The 17,009-nt window shown below is 66.1% G+C and carries 15 protein-coding genes; 11 read left to right on the forward strand and 4 right to left on the reverse strand.

Going from position 1 to position 17,009, the window contains the following annotated elements; genetic code table 11:
• The 5 genes from ACMZ91_RS12530 (at position 1) to ACMZ91_RS12550 (ending at position 4,806) form a co-directional block, all read left to right on the forward strand.
• Positions 1-1,242 (forward strand): SGNH/GDSL hydrolase family protein, encoded by a 1,242-nt coding sequence (locus tag ACMZ91_RS12530; protein ID WP_197656001.1) that lies wholly within the window; start codon positions 1-3, stop codon positions 1,240-1,242.
• A gap of 138 nt (positions 1,243-1,380) precedes the next feature.
• The gene (locus ACMZ91_RS12535) at positions 1,381-2,142 is read left to right on the forward strand and encodes a DNA adenine methylase (protein ID WP_164084055.1); all 762 of its coding nucleotides are present in this window, start codon (positions 1,381-1,383) and stop codon (positions 2,140-2,142) included.
• Between the two features lie 304 nt (positions 2,143-2,446).
• Positions 2,447-3,310 carry a pirin family protein gene (locus ACMZ91_RS12540; protein WP_414577587.1) on the forward strand — a complete coding sequence of 288 codons (864 nt, stop codon included), beginning with the start codon at positions 2,447-2,449 and terminating at the stop codon, positions 3,308-3,310.
• Between the two features lie 121 nt (positions 3,311-3,431).
• Positions 3,432-4,151 (forward strand): aquaporin Z, encoded by a 720-nt coding sequence (gene aqpZ, locus ACMZ91_RS12545; RefSeq protein ID WP_032129854.1) that lies wholly within the window; start codon positions 3,432-3,434, stop codon positions 4,149-4,151.
• 196 nt (positions 4,152-4,347) lie between these two features.
• Entirely contained in the window at positions 4,348-4,806 is a 459-nt protein-coding gene (locus tag ACMZ91_RS12550; protein ID WP_032129855.1) for a hypothetical protein, read from the forward strand.
• Positions 4,807-4,934: 128 nt separating this feature from the next.
• Here ACMZ91_RS12550 and ACMZ91_RS12555 read toward each other — a convergent pair whose 3' ends face one another.
• Positions 4,935-5,786, reverse strand: a complete 852-nt coding sequence (locus tag ACMZ91_RS12555) for a pirin family protein (RefSeq protein WP_032129856.1) — start codon at positions 5,784-5,786, stop codon at positions 4,935-4,937.
• 215 nt (positions 5,787-6,001) lie between these two features.
• Between ACMZ91_RS12555 and ACMZ91_RS12560 the strand changes: the two genes are divergently transcribed.
• Both ACMZ91_RS12560 and ACMZ91_RS12565 read left to right on the forward strand, forming a co-directional pair.
• The gene (locus ACMZ91_RS12560; protein ID WP_414577590.1) at positions 6,002-8,083 is read left to right on the forward strand and encodes a carbon starvation CstA family protein; all 2,082 of its coding nucleotides are present in this window, start codon (positions 6,002-6,004) and stop codon (positions 8,081-8,083) included.
• Positions 8,083-8,307 (forward strand): YbdD/YjiX family protein, encoded by a 225-nt coding sequence (locus ACMZ91_RS12565; protein ID WP_005410613.1) that lies wholly within the window; start codon positions 8,083-8,085, stop codon positions 8,305-8,307. The genes ACMZ91_RS12560 and ACMZ91_RS12565 overlap by 1 nt, the downstream gene beginning before the upstream one ends.
• Positions 8,308-8,511: 204 nt before the next feature.
• Here ACMZ91_RS12565 and ACMZ91_RS12570 read toward each other — a convergent pair whose 3' ends face one another.
• Positions 8,512-9,762 (reverse strand): DUF819 family protein, encoded by a 1,251-nt coding sequence (locus ACMZ91_RS12570; RefSeq protein ID WP_049421249.1) that lies wholly within the window; start codon positions 9,760-9,762, stop codon positions 8,512-8,514.
• A gap of 133 nt (positions 9,763-9,895) precedes the next feature.
• Between ACMZ91_RS12570 and ACMZ91_RS12575 the strand changes: the two genes are divergently transcribed.
• Positions 9,896-10,285, forward strand: a complete 390-nt coding sequence (locus ACMZ91_RS12575) for a VOC family protein (protein ID WP_049401346.1) — start codon at positions 9,896-9,898, stop codon at positions 10,283-10,285.
• A gap of 266 nt (positions 10,286-10,551) precedes the next feature.
• On the opposite strand, the gene ACMZ91_RS12580 is transcribed toward ACMZ91_RS12575, so the two are convergent.
• Positions 10,552-11,838, reverse strand: coding sequence for a sensor histidine kinase (locus ACMZ91_RS12580; protein WP_149909210.1), 1,287 nt, complete (start codon positions 11,836-11,838; stop codon positions 10,552-10,554).
• On the reverse strand, positions 11,825-12,538 hold the full coding sequence (locus tag ACMZ91_RS12585; protein ID WP_032129861.1) for a response regulator transcription factor: 714 nt from the start codon (positions 12,536-12,538) through the stop codon (positions 11,825-11,827). Before ACMZ91_RS12585 ends, ACMZ91_RS12580 begins: the two co-directional genes overlap by 14 nt.
• A gap of 130 nt (positions 12,539-12,668) precedes the next feature.
• Between ACMZ91_RS12585 and ACMZ91_RS12590 the strand changes: the two genes are divergently transcribed.
• From ACMZ91_RS12590 to ACMZ91_RS12600, 3 genes are all read left to right on the forward strand, one after another.
• Positions 12,669-14,372 carry an ArnT family glycosyltransferase gene (locus ACMZ91_RS12590; protein WP_197655961.1) on the forward strand — a complete coding sequence of 568 codons (1,704 nt, stop codon included), beginning with the start codon at positions 12,669-12,671 and terminating at the stop codon, positions 14,370-14,372.
• A gap of 111 nt (positions 14,373-14,483) precedes the next feature.
• Positions 14,484-15,251: a phosphatase PAP2 family protein gene (locus ACMZ91_RS12595; RefSeq protein ID WP_414577592.1), complete on the forward strand. Its 768-nt coding sequence runs from the start codon at positions 14,484-14,486 to the stop codon at positions 15,249-15,251.
• The gene (locus ACMZ91_RS12600) at positions 15,248-16,897 is read left to right on the forward strand and encodes a phosphoethanolamine transferase (RefSeq protein ID WP_414577594.1); all 1,650 of its coding nucleotides are present in this window, start codon (positions 15,248-15,250) and stop codon (positions 16,895-16,897) included. Before ACMZ91_RS12595 ends, ACMZ91_RS12600 begins: the two co-directional genes overlap by 4 nt.
• The last annotated feature ends 112 nt before the right edge of the window (positions 16,898-17,009 follow it).

The following is a 17,009-nucleotide window of genomic DNA, read 5'->3' on the forward strand; positions in this document are numbered from 1 at the left end:
ATGGCTCGATTCAGCTCAAAACCGCAGCTGCAGACCCTGGCCAGCAGCGTGATCATTCCCGGCACGGCGCCGGAGGGCGGCGCCGCCGTCGGTGGCGGCACGGTGTCGCCTGGAAACGACATTCGCCTGACTGTGGGGCAGCTGCTGGCCACGCTTGGCGATGCCGGCGCGAGCCAGGCTACCCGCGTCGGCAGTACAGCCAAGTGGCAGGCCGCCAAGGCGCGCGGCGCGACCAATCCGGCGCGTCTGGCCATCGTGGGCGACTCCAATGTCGCCGGCCAAGGCTCGGGAACGGGAGCTGATGGTCTGGTTGGCGCGGCAACAACCAGCCTGGCGCGGCGCTTCATGGTGAAGAAGGGTGTTCGTACCGACAGCTTCTTCGGCGAGCAGAACGTCACCCTGGCCAATACCGGGCTGGCCAGCTACGACCCGCGCATCACCTTGGGCACGGGCTGGGCACCGGACTCCACCGTCTCCCAGATTTTCGGCGGGCGCCACCTGAAGGCGGCCGGCGGCAGCACGGGAAAGTTGCGGTTCACGCCTGCAGGCGCGTTCTCCAGCTTCCGGGTGTGGTATCCGACCCTTTCCGGCCTGAACACGGCGGTGGGCATCTACGTCGACGGGAGCTTGGTCGATACCGTGTCACAGGACGCGGCTGCGTCGCTGGTGTCGAAGGACTACACGGTGTCCGCCGGCACCCACTACATCGAGGTCGGCGTCGGTAGCGGCGGCGACGCCTTCGTCTGTGGTATCGAGACCTTCGATGGCAGCGCCAGCCCGGTGGCGTTGGTGGGCGGTTACTGCGCGGCCAAGTCTGCGGACCTGATCGTCGCCAGTCAGCCCTGGAATCACCGGCCGATGCTGTCGGCCCTGCGGCCTGACTTCACCGTGGTGATATGCACGATCAACGACACCACCGCCGGCACTGACCCAGGCATGTGGTACGCGAATCTGGAGGCGGTGGTGAAGGCGGCCTCGGCGACCTCTGATGGCTGTCTGTGCGTCGGTTTCGTCCCCAACGATGGCAGGGCCTTGGGTGGGATCTACGGATACGACGCCAAGGCGGCCGCGCTGCGCAACATCGCGGCGGACTACAACTGGCACTTCCTCGATCTGCGGGTGGCGCTGGGCCGCAGCTGGGCCCGGCAGAGCGATCGCGGCCTGGTGTTCGACAACGTCCACCCCAACTCGACCGGAGCCGAAGCGATCGCTTCGGCCCTGAGCGACTTCCTGCAGCTCTAGAACAGGGCGCCAGGCCGACAGCTGCAACTGTCGGCCTGGCACCGCAACACACGCGTACAGCCCGCGTGCTTTTGGCCGAGGCCCTGCTCCCCGCGCGGGGGAGGTAAGCCTCGCCGAGGCTCATCGCAGAGGCTGAGAATGAAGACGACCACGCTGTTCCCTTGGCCAGGCGGCAAGACCCGCCTGCTGCCCCACCTGCTGCCCCTGGTAGCCGATACCCCTCACCGGACCTATGTCGAGGCCTTCGCCGGCGGCGCCGCTCTTCTGTTCGCCAGAGAGCCAGCCAGGGCTGAGGTGCTCAACGACTGCCACGGCGAGCTGGTGCGTCTCTACCGGGTGGTGGCCAACCACCTGGAGGAGTTCGTCCGCCAGTTCAAATGGGCGCTGACGAGCCGGGAAATGTTCCGGTGGTGCCAACTCCAGCATCCTGACACCCTCACGGACATCCAACGGGCTGCACGCTTCTACTACCTACAGCGCCTGGCTTGGGGCGGAAAGGCCACAGGCCAGACGCCAGGCTTCGGTCGGGGTGGCAAAGGCCTGAACCTGTTGCGGATCGAAGAGGATCTGAGCGCGGCGCACCTGCGGCTGCACAAGGTGACCATAGAGCACCTGGCCTGGCAGCAGTGCATGGCCAAGTACGACGGAGCCGATACCCTGTTCTTCCTCGACCCCCCGTATTGGGAGACCGAGGGATATGGAACGCCCTTCGGCATGGAGCAGTACGAGGAGCTGGCCAGCCAGATGGCGAGTCTGCGCGGCGCGGCCATTCTGACCATCAACGATCACCCGGCCATGCGGAAGGTGTTCGGGCAGTTCAGGGACCGGGTGGTACCGATCCGCTACACGATTGGCCGGCAGGCGGTCCAGCGGAGGGAGCTGATCTTCACGACCTGGTAGGTTGGCAGAGGCGCACGGGACGGGTTACGTCCCGTGCAATTTCATTCCGGTGGGCGCAACATTGGCGCCCCACCGTTTATCTCACCTATGGCGGGCGATTTATCGCGCGCCGTTACAGGATTCACGGCGTCCCCCGCGACCCCACCCCGCCCGGCCAAGCGCGGCTTTTGCTTTACGCGACCAACCCCACAGCCACGAGGGGCTGCGCCGTTGGCTGGAACAACCTGTTACCCATACGGGGCATGTCCCCGTCACAGCTGCATGCGATGCTGATCACCTGATCCCTGCCAGCGAGAACGCCCGCATGACCACCATCATCGCCCCGCGCGTGCACGACATCGGCGGCCTAGAAGTCCGCCGGGCCGTCCCGACCCTGCAGGCCCGCAGCATCGGCTCGTTCGTGTTCGTCGACCAGATGGGCCCGGCACTCATGCACCCCGGCACCGCCATCGACGTGCGCCCGCATCCGCATATCGGCCTGGCTACCGTCACCTATCTGTGGTCGGGCGCGATCGGCCACCGCGACACGCTGGGTTCGGACCAGGTGATCCGTCCCGGTGACGTCAACTGGATGACCGCCGGCCGCGGCATCGCCCATTCCGAGCGCACGCCGCAACCTGACCGCGATCACGACAACCCGATCCACGGCATGCAGACCTGGGTGGCGCTGCCGAAATCGCATGAGGAAATCGAGCCGGCGTTCTACCACCATGCCGCCGCCACCCTGCCCGAGCAGCGCCGCAATGGTGTCTGGCTGCGGGTAATCGCCGGCCGCGCCTATGGCGAGGAATCGCCGGTCAAAGTATTCGCCGATACCCTCAACGTGGCGATCGACCTCGACCCGGATGCGGAAATCGATATCGACGACGGCCACCGCGAGCGCGCGCTGTACATCCTCGAAGGCGACGCGCAGCTGGATGGCGTGGACATCCCTGCCCAGCACCTGGTGATCCCCGAGGCTGGTGCGCGTGGCCGCCTGCGCGCAAAGACGCCGGTGAAGGCGATGTTGTTCGGTGGCGAGCCGCTGGATGGCCCGCGTCACCTGTGGTGGAACTTCGTGTCCAGCTCGAAGGAACGTATCGAACAGGCCAAGCACGACTGGGAGGCCGGCCGCTTCGGCACCATTCCGGGCGACGACAAGGAATTCATCCCGCTGCCGCAGTACTGAACATCGCGTGTTGCACACATCCGAAGGTGTATCCCTGCACCCGGCGTTGACACTACAGTCACCCGCTGATCATTGAAATGTGACATAAATCACACTTTCGACCGTCAAAGGAGTGCAACACATGAGCATGGGTAAACGCTTGTCCGCCGAGTTCCTCGGCACGTTCTGGCTGGTTCTGGGTGGCTGTGGCAGTGCCGTGCTGGCCGCCAAGTTCGGCGGTGACGGCAATCCGCTGGGTATCGGTTTCCTCGGCGTTGCGCTGGCCTTCGGCCTGACCGTGGTGACCGGCGCCTATGCGTTCGGCCATATCTCCGGCGCGCACTTCAATCCGGCGGTCAGTGTCGGCCTGTGGGCCGGCGGTCGTTTCCCGACCAAGGACCTGATTCCGTACATCATCGCCCAGGTCGCCGGCGGCCTGCTGGCCGGCTTCATCCTGCTGCAGATCGCATCGGGCGCCAGCGGCTTCGCCATTGATGGCAGCCAGGCCGGTGCATTCGCCAGCAACGGCTACGGCGCGCTGTCCCCCGGCGGCTACAGCGTGGCCGCGGCCTTCCTGTGCGAAGTGGTGCTGACCGCCGTGTTCCTGATCGTGATCATGGGCGCCACCCACGGCAAGGCACCGGCCGGGTTCGCCCCGCTGGCGATCGGCCTGTCGCTGACCCTGATCCACCTGATCAGCATCCCGGTCACCAACACCTCGGTGAACCCGGCCCGTTCCACGGCGGTGGCCTTCTTCGCCGGCAGCGGCGCGGTCAGCCAGCTGTGGCTGTTCTGGGTCGCCCCGCTGCTGGGCGGCGCGATCGGCGGCATCATCTACAAGTGGATCGGCAACGACCGCTGAGGCCTGTGCGGACCATTGCGGCCGACCATCGGCCGCAATGGTTACGCGTGTAACCGCGATTTGTGCGATCGCTCACGTTCCGTTAAGGTTGAGTTGACCGTCCGTGCACATGCCGGCCGGGGCGGCATCCGGGGATGGGATGCCAAGGCTGCCGGTCCATCCGGCGGAGCCAACGACACACCACCTTGGGGGATGCATGAAGTTCGCGCCTGTAGTGTTGTCGAGCCTGCTGTTCGCGGTGGCCCAGGCCGCCGCGCAGGCTCCCACCGAATGTCCTTCATTGCCGGCCAGCAGCGGCCTGCAGTGGCAACAGCAGGCACAGGCCGATTTCCTGGTCTGCCGCGCCAGCACCGGCGATGGCCGCGAGGTACTGAGCCTGATGCTCAGTGCGCGCGATCCCAACCTTCCATTGAACCGCTCGCTGCGCCAGGAAAAGGGCAGCTTCGGCGGTGAATCGCTGTACTGGTACCAGCCCGATCTGGGTGGCCAGCAGCCGCCCGGCTATGCCGAGCGTCGCATCAGTGTGGTCAAGCTCGACAAAGGGCGTTACGCGCAGATTTCGCTGTATCCGGACAGCGCGCAGGAACTGGGCTCGCTGCAGCAGCTGGCGCAGGGCATGAGCCTGACCCCGTCGGCCGTGGCCGCGGGGCGCTGAAGGTGACGGGGATGACTGCCTGGCAGCATCCCCGCAATGCGAGCCGATCCGACGGTAGTGCCGGCCGCTGGCCGGCACCCCGATCCGCCTTTGTCCGAGGCTGCTGCCGGCCAGCGGCCGGCACTCCCTCAGAACTTGCCTTCCTGGAAATCGACGAAGGCCTGCATCAGTTCCTGCCGCGTGTTCATCACGAACGGCCCGTGGCGCATCACCGGTTCGCGCAGCGGACGGCCGGCCACCAGGATCAACCGCGCACCTTCGCTGCCGGCCGAGAGGTGCAACTGCTCGCCACCGCCCAGCACCGCCAGTTCCTGGCGTGCAACGTCGCGCGCGGCGTCCTGCTCACCCACGGTCATCGCACCTTCGAACACGTAGGCGAACGCGTTGTGCCCCTCCGGCAGCGCATAGGTCCAGGCCCGGTCGGGCGCCAGCGTGATGTCGAGGTAGAGCGGATCGGTGGCCGGCTGCACGATCGGGCCATCGGTGCCGTCCACGCTGCCGGCAATCACCTTCACCTCCACGCCCGGCTCCGGGTGCACCACGGGAATGCGCTCGGGTGCGAATTCCTGGTACTTCGGCTCGGTCATCTTCTCCTTCGCCGGCAGGTTCACCCACAGCTGGAACCCGCGCATCTGCCCGCTTTCCTGCTCGGGCATCTCCGAATGCACCAGGCCACGGCCAGCGGTCATCCACTGCACGCTGCCCGGGGTGAGCAGGCCTTCGTTGCCATGGTTGTCGCGATGCCGCATGCGCCCGTCGAGCATGTAGGTGACGGTCTCGAAACCACGGTGCGGGTGTTCCGGGAAGCCGGCGATGTAGTCCTCGGCGCGGTCGGTACCGAACTCATCAAGCAGCAGGAACGGATCCAGGTCGGGCAGCGTCGGGCCGCCGATGACGCGGGTCAGGCGCACGCCGGCACCGTCGGAGGTGGGCATGCCACGGATGGTGCGCAGTACGCGGACCGGTTCGGGAAAGCTCATGGCGACTCCTGTTGGATGGGTGCCACTGAAGATGGACGCCACACGGCCGTAGGCCAATGGATGGCTCCGCAACCGATTGTTCCATCCCTGATGTTCGCTGCACGTCAGCGCAGCCGCCGTACGACCAAAGTACTACCGCCGATTCGTCCTGTGCCAATTGACCCTGTCGTGGGCAAGCAGGACTCTTTGTCTGTCTTTCCGGGAGAGAGCACCTCATGAAAGGGTTTTCCAAACTGGGCTGGGCGGTACTCGCTCTGCTCGGCGCGTTCTGTCTGGGCACCGTGGCGCTGCGCCGCGGCGAACACATCAATGCCCTGTGGATCGTCGTCGCGGCGGTGTCGCTGTACCTCGTCGCCTATCGCTTCTACAGCCTGTTCATCGCCAACAAGGTGATGCAGCTGGATCCGACCCGGGCCACCCCGGCGGTGATCAACAACGATGGCCTGGACTACGTTCCGACCAACAAGCACGTGCTGTTCGGCCACCACTTCGCCGCCATTGCCGGCGCCGGCCCGCTGGTCGGCCCGGTCCTGGCCGCGCAGATGGGCTACCTGCCCGGCCTGCTGTGGCTGGTGGTGGGCGTGGTGTTGGCCGGTGCGGTGCAGGACTTCATGGTCCTGTTCCTGTCCAGCCGCCGCAATGGCCGCTCGCTGGGTGACCTGGTAAGAGAAGAGATGGGCCAGGTGCCCGGCACCATCGCGCTGTTCGGTGCGTTCCTGATCATGATCATCATCCTGGCAGTGCTGGCGATGGTGGTGGTCAAGGCGCTGGCCGAAAGCCCGTGGGGCATGTTCACGGTGATCGCGACGATGCCCATCGCGATCCTGATGGGCGTGTACATGCGCTACATCCGCCCCGGCAAGATCGGCGAGATCTCGGTGGTTGGCCTGATCCTGCTGCTGGCCGCGATCTGGTACGGCGGCAAGGTCGCCGCCGATCCGGTCTGGGGCCCGGCCTTCACCTTCACCGGCACCCAGATCACCTGGATGCTGATCGGCTACGGCTTCGTCGCCTCGGTGCTGCCGGTGTGGCTGCTGCTGGCCCCGCGTGATTACCTGTCGACCTTCCTCAAGATCGGCACCATCATCGCGCTGGCCATCGGCATCCTGGTGGTGATGCCGGAACTGAAGATGCCGGCGCTGACCCAGTTCGCCGCCAGCGGCGACGGCCCGGTGTGGAAGGGCGGCATGTTCCCGTTCCTGTTCATCACCATCGCCTGTGGCGCGGTCTCCGGTTTCCATGCACTGATTTCCTCCGGCACCACGCCGAAGCTGCTGGCCAATGAAGCGCACATGCGCTACATCGGCTACGGCGGCATGCTGATGGAATCGTTCGTCGCGGTGATGGCGCTGGTGGCGGCCTCGATCATCGATCCGGGCATCTATTTCGCGATGAACAGCCCGGCGGCGGTGATCGGTGCCGATGCGGCCTCGGCCGCGCACTACATCACCAACACCTGGGGCTTCACCATCACCCCCGAGCAGCTGACCGCGACTGCGGCGGCGATCGGTGAACCGACCATCCTGCATCGTGCAGGTGGCGCGCCAACACTTGCGGTAGGCATCGCGCAGATCCTGCACGAAGCGATTCCCAGTGGCAGCGACGCGATGATGGCGTTCTGGTACCACTTCGCGATCCTGTTCGAAGCGCTGTTCATCCTCACCGCGGTGGACGCCGGTACCCGTGCGGGCCGCTTCATGCTGCAGGACCTGCTGGGCAACTTCGTGCCGGCCCTGAAGAAGACCGAATCGTGGACCGCCAACATCATCGGTACCGCCGGCTGCGTGGCGCTGTGGGGCTACCTGCTCTACACCGGCGTGGTCGATCCGTTCGGCGGCATCCAGACGCTGTGGCCGCTGTTCGGCATCTCGAACCAGATGCTGGCCGGCATCGCATTGATGCTGGGCACGGTGGTGCTGTTCAAGATGAAGCGTGACCGCTATGCATGGGTGACTGCGGTACCGGCGGTGTGGCTGCTGATCTGCACCACCTACGCCGGCTTCATCAAGATCTTCGACAGCAATCCGGCACAGGGCTTCCTGGCACAGGCACACAAGTTCCAGGCCGCGCTCGCCAGCGACACCATCACTGCACCGGCCAAGTCGGTGGCGCAGATGAAGCAGATCGTGGTCAACGCCTACGTCAACACCGGCCTGACCGCGCTGTTCCTGCTGGTGGTGGGCGCGGTGCTGGTGTATTCGATCAAGACCATCCTGGCGGCCCGCCGCAATCCGCAGCGCACTGACCGCGAGACCCCGTACGTGGCGCTGAAGCCGCATGAAATGGTGGATCAGTGATGAGTACCCAACTGGTTCCCGCCGGCCAGTACCAGGCGCACCGCCGCATCTGGCGGCGCCTGGTGCAGACCGCACGACTGTGCTGTGGCATTCCTGATTACGACAACTACGTCCGGCACATGCTGGAAAAACATCCGGACCAGGAGCCGATGGACTACAAGACGTTCTTCCGCGAGCGCCAGGAAGCGCGTTATGGCGGACGCAACGGTGGCCGCTGCTGTTGAGGGTCCGGTTCAACAGCGCTCGAATGACGTTGAGTGGATCCACGCCATGCGTGGATGAAGCCTGGCAGATATCGAGTTGAGTCCGGGGTCGGATCCGTTTCCTCCGGGAAACGGATCTGACCCCTTCCTTGTTCATGGATACCCATGAAATGCATCCACGCATGGCGTGGATCTACGGAAGCATGACGCCAGGGCGGTCCGAACTCAGCCGGTGGCCATCCACTTCAGGATCAGGCCGGTGACGTAGGCCAGGCCCGTGCCGGTGGCATAACCCACCGTACCCAGCAGCACGCCCACCGGCGCCAGCGTCGGATGGAACGCCGCCGCCACCACAGGGGCCGAAGCGGCTGCGCCGATGTTGCCCTGCGAACCAATGGCGAAGAAGAACAGCGGCGCGCGCAGCAGCTTGGCCACCACCCACAGCACCAGCACGTGCGTGGCCATCCAGATCGCGCCGAGCAGGAACAGCCACGGCCGATCCAGCAGCGACAGCAGGTTCATCTGCATGCCGATGCAGGCGATCAGGAAGTACAGGAACACCGTGCCCAGCCGCGAAGCGCCTGCCGCTTCCAGCCGGCGCGCACGGGTGAAGCTCAGGCCCAGGCCCATCGCCGTGGACAGCAGGATCACCCAGACGAACTGGCTGTCGAGGCTGAACTGGCTGGCCCAGCTGACATTGGCCTTGAACCAGCCTGCCAGCGGCGCGGCGATGGCATGGGCCAGGCCAACGCCGCCCAGTGCCACGCCAACGATCACCATCAGGTCGGTCATGCTGGGAATGCGCGCGTTCTGCGCCTCGTAGGCACTGATGCGCGCCTTCATCTCGTCGATGGCACGGGTGTCGGCACCATTGCGGGTGTCGATCTGCTGTGCGCGGTTGGCCAGGAACAGCAGGATCGCCATCCACAGGCTGGCACAGGCCACGTCAACCACCGCGAACTGGCCGAAGGTGGTGGCATCGGTGCCGAACACCTCGCGCATGGCGACCATGTTGGCGCCGCCACCGATCCAGCTGCCGGCCAGCGCCGCCATGCCGGCCCAGGTATCACCGGCCACGGTTTCCGGATGGATCAGCTTCATCAGCTGGAACGAAACGATGGCGCCGAGCATGATGCCGGCGGTACCGGCACAGAACACGATCAGCAGTTTCGGGCCGAGCTTGATGACGCCTTTCAGGTCGATCGACAGGGTCAGCAGGACCAGCGCGGCCGGCAGCAGCACGTCACGCGCGACCGGGTTGTACAGCGAGGTGTTGTGGCCATCGATGACACCGGCGGTGTTGTAGACGGCGGGGATGAAATAGCACAGCAGCAGGGCCGGCACCCAGGCGAAGATCTTCTTCAGCAGCGGGGTTGGACCACTGGCGGCCCAGAAGATCAGGGCCAGGGTGGCGGCAATCAGGCCCAGTCCAACGATGTCGTTGCTGATCAGGGCAGTAGCGGGTTCGGTCGGCATGGGATCCTCTGTCGATCGAAAGAGCGGAGAAAAAAAAGCGCCGCATAAGGCGGCGCAGATCGAGATTAACATTGTCTTCACGCCCGGTCATGCTGCAGTGCCGACACCCCCCATCCCGTCAGGGAGCCCACTCATGCAGCTTGGTGCCTTTTCGGTCAGCCTCTCGGTGAAGGATCTCGCGGCCTCCCGTGCCTTCTACGAAGCCCTGGGCTTCTCGGTCACCGGCGGCGATCCGGCACAGAACTGGCTGGTGATGCGCAGCAACGGCACGGTGATCGGGCTGTTCCAGGGCATGTTCGAGGGCAACCTGCTGACCTTCAACCCCGGCTGGGACCAGCACAAGCAGGAACTCCCCCACTTCCAGGATGTGCGTGAGCTGCAGGCAGAGCTGGATACCAGGGGCATCGAACTGGCGGTCCGCACCGATCCTGATGGCCAGGGTACGGGCTATCTGCAGTTGGCCGATCCCGACGGCAACGTGATCCTGATCGACCAGCACGTGGCGCGACCGAACGGGCGTTGAAGCGGACAGCCATTGCCTGGGTGGGCGTCGACCTTGGTCGACGAACGGCATGCCAACCAAGGTTGGCATCTACCAGAGCACGCCCAGCCACCGCCGGGGCATGCCAACCAAGGTTGGCATCTACCAGAGCACGCCCAGCCACCGCCGAGGCATGCCAACCAGGGCTGGCACCTACCAGAACACGGACAGCCACCGCCTGGGTAGGCGTCGACCTTGGTCGACGAACGGCATGCCAACCAAGGTTGGCATTTACACGAACGGCCGGATCAGCGCGGTCGCGAGGCACTGAAATCGAGCGTGACACGCGTGCCACGCGGCTCGCAGGGCTGCAACTGCAGGGTCCATCCGAGGTGCTCGCACAGCCGCGCGATCAGATCCAGTCCGATGCCGCCGCCACGATCGGCGCGTTCGCCACGGGCCATCCGCGCATGGATCGCCGCGATCTCCTCCGGGCTCATGCCATGTCCCGGGTCCTGCAGGGTCAGCACCGCCGATGAACTCAGGCCCAATTCGATGTGGCCACGGCCACTGTTCTCGATGGCGTTGCGCAGCAGGTTGCCGATCGCTGCCTGCACCACCGCCAGCGGCGCGACGATGTCCACCGGTGCGGCCTGGATGCCGATGCTCAGGTCCTTGTCGCCCAGCAGGTGGCGATGGTCGTCGACGATCTCCGGCAGCAGCTGGTCCAGCGCGATGCGCTCGGCACGCGCCGCCAGTCGCGCCGGATCACGCGCCAGCACCAGCAGCAGTTCGATCAGCTGCTCCACGCTCTGCGCGGTGCGCAGTACCCGCTGCATCTGCTGGCGCGCGCGCTCGGGCAGGCCCGGTTGCTCCAGCGCCAGTTCGGCGGCACCGGTCATCACCGCGATCGGCGTGCGCAATTCGTGGCTGGCGGTGCTGATGAAGACCCGCTCGCGTTCGACGAACTGCTCGTTGCGGTCCAGGTAATCGTTCAGCGCATTGGCAATGGTGTGCAGCTCTGAGCTGCCGCGCGGGTCGACCTCGATGCGCTGCCCCTGCACGCCCGGCCTGAGCGCGGCGATGTGTTGTGCCAGCAGGCTCAGCGGACGCACCATCCGCTCCATGCCGAACGAAGCCATCAGCACGGTAACGAAGATCATGATCACCCCGGCCAGCATCACCCAGCGCGTGGCGAACTGTTCCAGGTCATGGAAGTCGGAGATGTCCAGTACCAGCGCGACCCGTCCCATCGACTGGGTTTCACGCACCATCACCGCCGTCTCGCGGCCCTTGACCATTACGCCGTCGTGCAGCCCTGGATGCAAGGTACGCAGGCTATCGGGAAGGTTGACCGCGTCGAAGCGGTACAGGCTCAGCGTGTCCGAATCCTGCCAGCGATAGTGCGGTTCGTGCTCGACATGCTCGACGATGCTGTCGAGCTCGGAGTTGAGCAGCGCGCGCCAGGCAGCATGCTCGGCGTGCTCGTGCACGTAGTTGCCGACGCTGAACACCGCGATCGACAGCAGCGCCAGATAGCCCAGCAACCACCACACCACGCGCCGGTACAACGGCCCCGGCTTACGCGCCCTCATCAGCATTCCTGCCGGCGTCGGCACCCTCCACTACCGCCAACCGGTAACCCACACGCGGCAGGGTGTGGATCAGCTTCTCGGCAAACGGACCGTCAACGCTGCGACGCAACTCGTAGACATGCGAACGCAGCAGGTCGCCATCCGGCGGCTCGTCGCCCCACAGGGCGAACTCCAGCTGCTGTCGCGTCACCGCACCCGGGCTGGCCCGCATCAGCACTTCCAGCAGTTTGCGGCAGGCCGGGTACAGGTGCAGCACCTGGCCCTCACGCTGGGCCTCCAGCGTCGCCAGGTCCAGCACCAGGTCGCCCACCTGCAGGCGCTTGCGCGGGTTGCGGCCCTGCGCACGCAGCAGCAGCGCTTCCAGCCGCACCTCCAGCTCGGGCAGGGCGAACGGCTTGGTCAGGTAGTCGTCGGCACCGGCGCGGAAACCGGCGATCTTGTCCGGCAGTTCATCGCGCGCGGTCAGCATGATCACCGGCACCTCCGACGCGTGTTCGGCACGCAGCCGGCGCAGCACTTCCGGTCCCTCCATGCGCGGCAGCATCCAGTCCAGGATCACCGCATCGTAGGGGTGGCTGCCGGCCAGGTGCAGGCCGGTGATGCCATCCGGGGCCACGTCCAGCACATGCCCGCGCGACTCGAAATAGTCGAACAGGTTGGCCACCAGCTGGCGGTTGTCCTCGATCACCAACAGACGCATGCACGAAACATCCACGGAAGTTCGTACCATGGTAGCGCCGCCCATGTCGGAATGCGGTCGTCCCGCCCCCTTCTGACGCTTTTCCCACCCCCGCCACCTCAGAATGGCCGTTTTGCTCCCGGAGCCTGCCGTGCCCGTAGCCCTGCCCCGCCGTTGGCGACTGCCCCTGTTGTGGCTGCTGATCATTGCTGCATTGGCAGCGGGCATCGGCCTTCGGCAGCCGCAGCCACCGGACGAGCCGCGCTTCGTGCTGGCCGCACGGACCATGGTCGAGAGCGGGCAATGGCTGCTGCCGCATCGTGGCAGCGAGCTGTATGCCGAGAAACCACCGGTGTTCATGTGGCTGCAGGCGGCCGCCTACGAGGTGGTCGGCAGCTGGCAATGGTCGTTCCTGCTGCCGTCATTGCTGGGCGCCCTGCTGAGTCTGTGGCTGGTGTCGGATCTGGCACGGCGGCTGTGGTCGCCGCGGCATTCCATCTATGCCCTCGCGGCGCTGTTCTGCACCCTGCAGTTCGGGCTGATGGCCAAGCGTGCGCAGATCGACATGGTGCTGGTGGGGATGACCACCGTCGCCCTGTGGGGCTTGATGCGGCACCTGTGCGAACGTCGCAACCTGCCCGCGTTGTGGCTGGCCGGTTTCGCCGCCGGTGTCGGCACGGTGACCAAGGGCGTGGGTTTCCTGCCGCTGCTGCTGGTGCTGCCCTGGTTCGGCTGGTGGCTGTACCAGCGCCGTCGCGGGCACCGTGTGGAGGGTCCGCACCCGGCAACGCTGCTGTGGTTGATCCCGGCGTTCCTGCTGGGCGTGGGCGTGTGGCTGGCGCCGCTGGGCTGGGCCCTGCTGCATACGCCCAGCGCCGAACTGCAGGCCTACGCGCACGAGCTGTTGTTCAAGCAGACCGGCACCCGCTACGCCAATGCCTGGCACCACCGGCAGCCGGCCTGGTACTACCTGCAGGTGATCCTGACCCTGTGGCTGCCGGGCAGCCTGCTGCTGCCGATGCTGTTCAAGCCCTGGTGGCGCCGCATCCTTCGTGGCGATCGCCGCCAGTGGCTGCTGCTGGGCTGGGCCGTACTGGTACTGGTGTTCTTCAGTGCCAGCCCGGGCAAGCGCGAGGTGTACCTGCTGCCGATGCTGCCGGCGATGGCACTGGCCGTGGCGCCGCTGCTGCCCGGCCTGCTGCGCCGCGTGTGCGTGCGCCGCTACCTGTTCGGCTACAGCGTGGTGCTGATGCTGGCCACCGGCGTACTCGGCGTGATGCTGATGACCGAGCACCCATGGGCGTTGGCGCAACTGCAACGCCGCGCCATGCCCGAGACGTTGCTGCCGGTGCTGGGCGATGGCCTGCTGACCTTCGCCATTGCCCTGGCCACGCTGATCGTGTGGCTGCGGGTACGCCGTGCCGCGACGCTGGTACTGCTGACCCACGGCATGCTGTGGATGCTCTACGGCCTGGTGCTGATGCCTGCACTGGACCCCTTCGCTTCGGCGTCGGCACTCATGCGCCGGGTGGGCGCGCGGATCGGACCCGACGCCGAACTGGCGCTGGTGGCCTGGCGCGAGCAGAACCTGTTGCAGGCCGACCGGCCGGTGCGCGAGTTCGGCTTCAAGCGGCCCTGGGCCGAGCAGTGGCACGACGCCGGCCCGTGGCTGGCCGAGGCACCGGGCAAGCGCTGGCTGCTGGTGCTGGACGATGCGATGAGCCCGTGCGTGGACCCGAGCAAGGTGATCGATATCGGTATTGCCAACAGGAATCGCTGGCAACTGCTTCCCGGTACCGCGTGGGACGCGGAATGCCACGCCGAACGGGCCGGCGCGACCGCTGAAGAAGACTGAACGCTGACACGTGCCGGGCAAGCATTAACCCGGCACGAACGAGCGTCCGACCCTTCTCCGACATCCAGGTGACGAGCATGGCCGCGGATTCCCGACCCGCCCGTTCCCAGCATGCCCGTCCGTCCCCTTGATTCGGTAGCGCCGCTTGCGACATCGCCACTGGCGTCAAAATTCGCCGTAACTCACCTCTGGCTGCCTGTCGCACTCGGTCTGCCCGTGTTTACGCTGCTGATGGGTTTCGGCGGCGACCAATGGGTGGCCGATCACCTGTTCCACCTTGAGGGTGGCCATTGGGCGCTACAGGACGTCTGGGTCACCCGCACGGTGGTGCACAAGGCCGGCAAGTGGCTGAGCACAGCTGCTGCGCTCGTGGCGATCCTGCTGTGCTTCCACCACTGGCGAAAGGGTCGCGATCGCACCCTGCGGTGGGCGCTGCTTTATGTCGTGATTGCCATGGCCCTGGGCACAGGTGTGATCTCCCTGCTGAAGTCGCTGGTGCCGATGGAATGCCCCTGGGACCTGCTGCGCTACGGTGGCCACCAGCCGTTCATCGGGCTTTTCACGGCACGCCCCGCAGGCATGGCCGCACAGGCCTGCTTCCCGGCCGGCCACGCCAGCGCGGGCTATGCATGGTTGTCCCTGTACTTTTTCGCCTTGCTGTGGCGCCCTTCATGGCGCTGGGCCGGGTTGTGGATCGGCCTTGGCACCGGCCTGGTATTCGGCGTGAGCCAGCAACTGCGGGGCGCGCATTTCCTTTCGCATGACGTTGCTACTGCGTTGATCTGCTGGCTGCTTTCGCTGGGCCTGTATCTGATCGTCAAACGCGTCCTGGCCCGCCGTCAGCTGGACCGTCCCCACCGCCAGGAGGCAAACGCATGAGTGCATCGGTCCAACGCCCCGCCCGCCTTCCCGCGTTGGCGAACCTTCGCCGCTGGCGGCCGCAGCTGTCCACCGAAGCACTGATCGCACTGACCAGCCTGTTCTTCGCAGTGGCCGGCAACGGCCTGTTCTGGCACAGCGCGATGGCCAGCCATCCGGGCAGCCTGCGCTACGCGCTGTCGCTGCTGCTGTTGCTGCTGGGTGCGCACGGCGTGCTGCTGGGTATCCTGGTCTGGCGCTGGAACGCCAAGGTGGTGATCAGCCTGTTGCTGCTGGTGACCGCATTCGCTGCGCATTACATGAGCCGTTACCACATCTACCTGGATGCGGACATGCTGCGCAACGTGCTGGCGACCGATCCCAAGGAAAGCCGTGAGCTGATGACCGTGTCGCTGCTGTGGCCGGTGTTGTTGCTGGCAGTGCTGCCGATGGCGGTGCTGTGGCGCGTGCAGCTGCGCCGCCGCAGCTGGGGCCGCAGCCTGCTGTGGCGCCTCGGCTTCCTGGTGGTGGCGGCGGTGACTGCGGTCGGCGGCGCGTTGATCTCGTTCCAGGACGTCTCGGCACTGATGCGCAACCAGCGCGAAGTGCGTTACCTCGCCACCCCGGCCAATGTGCTGCTGGGCATGCCGCGTGCACTGCGTGGCGACAACCCGGTACAGCGCGCACCGAAGTTGCCGATCGGTACCGATGCCAAGGCCACCCCGCGTGCCCCTGCCAGCAAACCGCGCCTGCTGGTGATCGTCATGGGCGAGACCGTGCGCGCGCAGAACTGGGGGCTCAACGGTGGCCGCAACACCACCCCGGAACTGGCGCAGGCCAGCGTGATCAATTTCCCGGACATGCACTCGTGCGGCACCAGCACCGAGGTTTCACTGCCGTGCCTGTTCTCGCCATGGGGCCGGCACGACTACGACGAGAAGAAGATCCGCGCGCACCAGTCGCTGCTGCACGTATTGAACCGTGCCGGTATCGCGCCGCTGTGGCGTGACAACCAGTCCGGCTGCAAGGGCGTGTGCGAAGGCCTGGACTTCCAGTCATTGTCCGATGCGACCACCCCGGGCCTGTGCGCTGACGGCCGCTGCATGGACGAAATCCTGCTGCAGGACCTGGCCACCCAGGTACGTGCAAAGCCGGGCGACCGGGTGGTGGTGCTGCATCAGCTGGGCAACCACGGCCCGGCCTACTTCGAGCGCTACCCGCCCGCGTTCCGCCGCTTCACCCCCACCTGCGATACCCGCGACATCGGCCGCTGCTCGCGCGAAGAGATCACCAACAGTTACGACAATGCCGTGCTGTACACCGATCACTTCCTGACCAAGACCATCGGTACGCTGCAGGGCATGCAGGACTACGACACGGCGATGATCTACCTGTCCGACCACGGCGAGTCGCTGGGCGAGAAGGGCCTGTTCCTGCATGGCGTGCCCTACGCCATCGCCCCGGCCGAGCAGACCCGGGTACCGATGACGATGTGGTTCTCACCGGGCTTTGCCAGCAGCCGCGGGCTGGACCTGCAGTGCGTGCGCAAGCGTTCGGCGGCCTATACCGATCATGACAACCTGTTCCCGTCGGTGCTGGGCCTGATGCAGGTGAAGACCTCGCTGTACGAGCGCGACCGCGACGTGTTCGCCAACTGCGAGGGTTGAGGGTTGTCCGGCAGGGCTTGCAGCCCTGCACCCGCGGTAGTGCCGGCCGCTGGCCGGCAGCCTCGACAGCAACAGCAACAGCAGAAGCTGGCTATCCGTGGGTTGGCGGGGT

The organism is Stenotrophomonas sp. FR024 (genome assembly GCF_047500745.2).
Lineage (GTDB): Bacteria > Pseudomonadota > Gammaproteobacteria > Xanthomonadales > Xanthomonadaceae > Stenotrophomonas > Stenotrophomonas maltophilia_A.

Excerpts from the sequence above, each read along its gene's own strand:
- ACMZ91_RS12530 (WP_197656001.1), top strand. The coding sequence starts at position 1 with ATGGCTCGATTCAGCTCAAAACCGCAGCTGCAGACCCTGGCCAGCAGC.
- ACMZ91_RS12535 (WP_164084055.1), top strand. The coding sequence starts at position 1,381 with ATGAAGACGACCACGCTGTTCCCTTGGCCAGGCGGCAAGACCCGCCTG.
- ACMZ91_RS12540 (WP_414577587.1), top strand. The coding sequence starts at position 2,447 with ATGACCACCATCATCGCCCCGCGCGTGCACGACATCGGCGGCCTAGAA.
- aqpZ (WP_032129854.1), top strand. The coding sequence starts at position 3,432 with ATGAGCATGGGTAAACGCTTGTCCGCCGAGTTCCTCGGCACGTTCTGG.
- ACMZ91_RS12550 (WP_032129855.1), top strand. The coding sequence starts at position 4,348 with ATGAAGTTCGCGCCTGTAGTGTTGTCGAGCCTGCTGTTCGCGGTGGCC.
- ACMZ91_RS12555 (WP_032129856.1), bottom strand. The coding sequence starts at position 5,786 with ATGAGCTTTCCCGAACCGGTCCGCGTACTGCGCACCATCCGTGGCATG.
- ACMZ91_RS12560 (WP_414577590.1), top strand. The coding sequence starts at position 6,002 with ATGAAAGGGTTTTCCAAACTGGGCTGGGCGGTACTCGCTCTGCTCGGC.
- ACMZ91_RS12565 (WP_005410613.1), top strand. The coding sequence starts at position 8,083 with ATGAGTACCCAACTGGTTCCCGCCGGCCAGTACCAGGCGCACCGCCGC.
- ACMZ91_RS12570 (WP_049421249.1), bottom strand. The coding sequence starts at position 9,762 with ATGCCGACCGAACCCGCTACTGCCCTGATCAGCAACGACATCGTTGGA.
- ACMZ91_RS12575 (WP_049401346.1), top strand. The coding sequence starts at position 9,896 with ATGCAGCTTGGTGCCTTTTCGGTCAGCCTCTCGGTGAAGGATCTCGCG.
- ACMZ91_RS12580 (WP_149909210.1), bottom strand. The coding sequence starts at position 11,838 with ATGAGGGCGCGTAAGCCGGGGCCGTTGTACCGGCGCGTGGTGTGGTGG.
- ACMZ91_RS12585 (WP_032129861.1), bottom strand. The coding sequence starts at position 12,538 with ATGCGTCTGTTGGTGATCGAGGACAACCGCCAGCTGGTGGCCAACCTG.
- ACMZ91_RS12595 (WP_414577592.1), top strand. The coding sequence starts at position 14,484 with ATGCCCGTCCGTCCCCTTGATTCGGTAGCGCCGCTTGCGACATCGCCA.
- ACMZ91_RS12600 (WP_414577594.1), top strand. The coding sequence starts at position 15,248 with ATGAGTGCATCGGTCCAACGCCCCGCCCGCCTTCCCGCGTTGGCGAAC.